3 protein-coding genes are annotated in these 5,110 nt (G+C 61.7%); all 3 read right to left on the bottom strand.

Going from position 1 to position 5,110, the window contains the following annotated elements:
- Positions 1-981: glycosyltransferase (locus I6U14_RS00360; RefSeq protein WP_296895942.1), on the bottom strand; the 981-nt coding region annotated here is incomplete at its 3' end.
- Positions 982-1,065: 84 nt separating this feature from the next.
- Positions 1,066-2,049, bottom strand: a complete 984-nt coding sequence (locus I6U14_RS00355; protein WP_296895941.1) for a DUF4921 family protein — start codon at positions 2,047-2,049, stop codon at positions 1,066-1,068.
- A gap of 39 nt (positions 2,050-2,088) precedes the next feature.
- A complete protein-coding gene (locus I6U14_RS00350) occupies positions 2,089-4,734 on the bottom strand; it encodes a plasma-membrane proton-efflux P-type ATPase (protein ID WP_296895940.1) in 2,646 nt (881 codons plus the stop codon).
- Positions 4,735-5,110 lie beyond the last annotated feature (376 nt).

Genomic DNA, 5,110 nt, shown 5'->3' with positions numbered 1-5,110 from the left:
CTTTTCCACCGGTGCGACCCGGAAGCCATGGGCTCCGTCCTCAATCTGGTGGCGAATCCCACCGCAGTCGCCACCGATCACGGCGGCCCCCTTCCACATGGCCTCGGTGACCGTCAACCCGAACCCCTCACGCAAGGACTTCTGCATGATGACAGCGGCGCGGCGCTGAAGCGCATTGACTAATGCACTGTCCTCGCAAGTGAGGATTAGGATGCGCTCCTCCTTGCAGCCCAATAGCGACTCGAAAACCTGCTGTCCTTCAGGATCGTCCGTGGCCACGTTGCCAAGCAACACGAGTGTGGCGTCCACGGTCTTCCGGGCAAGCTTGAAGGCGCGGATCACGCCCTCCGGATCTTTCCAGCGATCGAACCGCGATATCTGAGCCACGATGGGCAGGTCGTCAGGAATACCGTAGTGTGCCAGCCGTTCATCGATTTCCGCTTCCTCGAGCGTGCGATTCTTGGTGGAGAAAGGATCGATGGCGGGCATGAAAAACAGCTGTGGCGTGGGTAGCTGTTTCTTGTATTCGGGCAGTGACATGATACCAGCGTCGTATTGCTGGACGAAACCGGCGAGGAAATTCCATGTGGCCCCGTTCGGTTGTGAGAGATCCACATGGCAGCGCCATACCCACGGGCAGGTCCGACGATAATGTGTGACCAAAGGCAACGGCTGGGGATCATGAATCACGACGACGTCTGCATCGAGATCCATACGCAGGGCATTCTGGAATACGATCTGCTCGTAGTGGTGACGCTTAAGCTCGGTGAGGTCAATATCTGCGCCTTGCAGCGCGTTATGCAGTTTTTTGGTGACGCTGAAGAAGTCGGGGCTGCCTTGGATGAGGCGCCAGTCCGCGCGGATGCCAATCGCACGTTGCGCCAGTGTCAGGGATGAGAGGATTTCTGCGACGCCACCCCCATAAAAGGTCGAGCTGATGTTGACGACGCGGAGGTCGTTCAGGCGCTTCGCCTTGAGCATGATGCGCTCGACGGCATCCGCGACGATGAGAGGCTAGTATTGCTCGAGACGTCGGGGCCAGAACATCTTCTCCATTGTCGGATCTCAGTTGGACGCAACGGCCTTGCGCAACTGCGCAGCGGCTTCCTCAGGGGGCTTCAGGTTGACCACGATGCGAGACCCGAGCTCGAATCCGGCGGGTGTCTGCAGCCGCGGCAGAATTTCAACGTACCAGTGGCTCGCGGCTCGGTGGATGATGTCCAACGGGGGGGTGGCGACGACAAGGTTGTAGTCCGGCTTATCGAGCTGCGCCAAGAAGGCCGCGAGCACACGCGTGAGATGGTCTGCGAGATCGTCGAGCTCGTCCTCTCTGACCTCTAGGAAGCTCGGACAATGGCGCAGGGGCGCAATGCGCAATTGGTAGGGATTGCTGGACGCGTATGGGGCGTAGGTTACGAAGAACGGGCTCTCCAGCACGATCCGTTCCTGCGCGACCAGCTCGTCCTCGAGTGTTTGGCATTGGGCACAGCATCCATGCTCATCAAAGTAGGCAATCTCCACCGCAACGCGATGGCGCGTCTCCGGAGACACAACCGGCGAGGCGACAATCTGGGCGTGTGGATGGACGAGGCTGGTGCCAGCGCGGGCGCCTTGGTTGCGAAACAGCACGACTTGGCGTACGAAGGGTGCCCGTGACGCCAAGGCTCGGTAACGCCGCGCATACATATCAAGGACGCGCCTTGCCTGCACCACGCTCATGGATCCGAGCGTGGCTCCGTGGGCTGGCGACTCGATGATCACCTCGTGCCATCCACCGCCGGCGAGCATCCGCCCGGTCGGCATGGAAGATGCGAGAGCGCCGGAATCTGGTGGCGTGGCGAGCAACGGGAATTTGTTCGGAACCGCTCGCACCAGCCAACGTCCGTTAAGGTCGGTGATCTCTTCGAGTGCCGAAGGGGCCGGTCTCTCATTGCCAGGACAGAAGGGGCACGGCTTTGCTTCGTTGCTCGTGTCATGGGGCCGCAGCGCCCGCTCGGGGCTGACAATCACCCAGTCGTGCGTAAGCCGATCCTGCCGCAGTTCTGACATGTCCGAAACCGAGAAACGAGCAGATTCAACGGGCCGAGCTCAGACTGCGGCCTCGGGACTCACCGACACTTTGTCATGATGCATGTAATGCTCACCCTGCCGAATCAGGCGCACTGTCATCACCTTTACGATGTCGTTGACCAGGAACCAGGCCAGGGCGTAGCCCCACATCCAAAGCGCCGGGACCCAACCTATCGGCGTCATCAACCATCCCTGCGCAGCGATAACCGTGCCGACGATCTCGGTGGAAAAGGTCGCCAGCAACAGGATCGGGGCGGGCCAGGGTCGCTGCCAGAACCAGCCGCGGGCACGGGTGATGTAGAGCGTGCTGTGTCCGGCTACGATGAGCTTCAGGAACAGGAAGGTCCGGATCTCGTCGTGGGAGAACCCCCATTCCTGCAGCAGATAGAAGAGGAGGAAGGAGGCGATGACGCCCATCACTCCGAGCACCGTGGCAAGCGTGGTCAACTCGTACATGTTCCAGCGCACAGGCCGGCGGTCTATCCGGGTGCGGTCGTACGCGATAGCCAGGATCGGGATATCGTTCAGCAGCGCCAGCAGGATGATCATGAGTGCGGTGATCGGATAGAAGTTGAACACCACGATCGACAGGGTCATGAATAGGATGATGCGGATGGTCTCGGCGATGCGGAAAATGGCGTAGCTCTGCATGCGCTCGAAGGTGACCCGCGCCTGCTCGATGGCCTGGTTGATGACGGCGAGGCCCGGCGCCGTCAGGACGATATCGGCGGCGGCGCGCGCGGCTTCCGTCGCACTGTCCACCGCAAATCCGCAATCGGCCTTCTTGAGCGCCGGGGCGTCGTTGACCCCATCGCCGGTCATGCCGACAATATGCCCGCCCTTCTGCAGGGTATCGACGATCCGGTATTTGTCCTCCGGCACCACCTCGGCAAAGATGTCCACCGACTCGATCATCTCGATGATGGCCGACTCGTGGGTATGGATGAACTCGCGGTCCAACAGACGGGTATCGTAGAGCTCAACCAGGGCGTCCATCACCTCGCTGGCGAAGCGCTCGGCCGCGCGAAGCGAGGCGGTGCCGTTGAGGCGTTGGTAGATGGCGGTGGCCAGGGCCTCGGCGAGGCTCAGCAGCTCCTGGCTGCCGGAGCCCTTGAGCTGGCGGGCCTGGATGGTCTCCTGTTCCAGACCCAGCAGACGCGCCACCTCCCGGGCAATGGCCACATGGTCGCCGGTGATCATCTTGACCCGCACGCCGTAGTCATGCATCTGGCGCAGGACCTCCGCGGAGTCTTCTCGAGGCGGATCGTACAGGGGGATCAGACCGATCAGCTCCAGTGGACCGTCGCCGCGCCTGCGTCCTACCGCCAGGGTGCGATAGCCCCGCGCGGCGAGCCGATCGACGTCGGCTTCGATCTCCGTGATCCGCTCGTCCGGCAGATCCGTCATGGCCAGCAGCACCTGGGCCGCGCCTTTGACCGCGGTGAAGCGGTCCCCCTCACCCTCGATTTCGGCCTCCGTGCGCTTACGCACCGGGTCGAAGGGCCAAAAATGGCACTGGCGGTAGGTCGATAAGTCCAGGTCTGGAAACTGCTGCTCGAGATAACCGAAGATCGGCAGCTCCAGAGGATCTTGGTTCTCCTGCTTCGAAGCCAGCGCCGCGATGCGAAACAGCCCGCGCGCATCGAAGCCCTCCATCAAGACGGGCTCGGCGACCTCCATGCGGTTCTGCGTCAGCGTGCCGGTCTTGTCGGAGCAGAAGACGTCCACTCCCGCGAGGTCCTCGATCGCGGACAGACGGGATACGATCGCCTGGCGTCGTGCCAGGTTGAGCGCTCCCACCGCCATGGTGACCGACAGCACGGCGGGAAGTGCCACCGGAATCGCGGCGACGGTCAGCACAAGCGAAAACCGCGCGATCTCAAGAAGGCTTTCGTGGCGAAATATCGCCACCATGACGATGAGCGCGACCAGTGCCACTGTGATCAGGATGAGAAAATTGCCGATCTGGATCACCATCCTCTGGAAGTGGCTGCGCTCCTTGAGACTGGCCTTTGCGACCAGTGAGACCACCTTGGCAAAGGCCGTGCGTGGACCGGTGTTGACCACCACCGCCGACATCTCGCCCTGCTTGACAATGGTATTGGCGTAGGCGAGCTCGTCGGCCTTCTTCGCAACCGGAAGCGACTCGCCGGTCAGTGCTGACTGGTCGACAGATAGATAGTCGCCGTCAAGCAGCTTCACGTCGGCGGGGACGATGTCGCCGATCTTCAGCTTGACGACGTCACCGGGCACCAGCTCCCGGGCCAAGATGGTCGTAAAGGCGCCGTCACGTAGCACGATCACGGTCTTGGCCAGACCGGCCTTAAGGGCCGCCAAGGCGTTGAGCGCCCGATGCTCCTGGAAGAAGTCCAGCCCCGCGTTGACCAGCAGCATGATCAGGATAATGATCAAGTCATCCCATTTCTGGACGATGCCTGACAGCAAAGCGGCCGCCTCGATCATCCACGGAATCGGCCCCCAGAAGCGCCGGAAGATCCGGTGCCAGACGGACTCTTCTCGTTGCTTGATCTCGTTAGGCCCGTACTCCTCCAGACGCCGGCTGGCCTCTTGGCTGTCCAGCCCACGGGCATCATCCGCCCGCAGCGCCGTCAAGACATCGTGCCGGTCAAGCTCGAGATATTCATCGGTGGATCGATCCAACATGCATGCAGTCCAGGTCGTCCTGCCTTATCTCGACCGGTGAATGGCCGCGCTGCTTTTAGGATAGTCCATGCAGAGTTGGAGGAGATGCCGCCCCGGCGAGGGCCAAGAACTGGCCCTCGTGTCTCGCTTCATCGGAAGCGGACAGGTGGTGTCCATCGTCTGACTGTCCGCCGTGGGCCGCTGGGTTACACTGCCAGCGCAGTCGGCGCCACTTGGCCCGGACGAGCACATTGTTTGGCGGGGTGGGGCTGTCCCGGTTAGGGGCAGAGGAGTACTACTTCGCTTGGGTGGGATAGGCGACTAACCATGTCGCTGATGCTTGGGAGACGCTGATTTATTGGGCATCCTGCCCAAAAATCAGACGGAGCCGGGCCTG

This window comes from Thiohalocapsa sp., assembly GCF_019695415.1.
Classification (GTDB): domain Bacteria; phylum Pseudomonadota; class Gammaproteobacteria; order Chromatiales; family Chromatiaceae; genus Thiohalocapsa.
Note: the sequence above shows the minus strand (reverse complement) of the source record. Positions and strands in the feature narration are given on the sequence as shown.

Bases quoted from the DNA above. Each gene is read 5' to 3' on its own strand.
- I6U14_RS00355 (WP_296895941.1), bottom strand. From the start codon at position 2,049: ATGTCAGAACTGCGGCAGGATCGGCTTACGCACGACTGGGTGATTGTC.
- I6U14_RS00350 (WP_296895940.1), bottom strand. From the start codon at position 4,734: ATGTTGGATCGATCCACCGATGAATATCTCGAGCTTGACCGGCACGAT.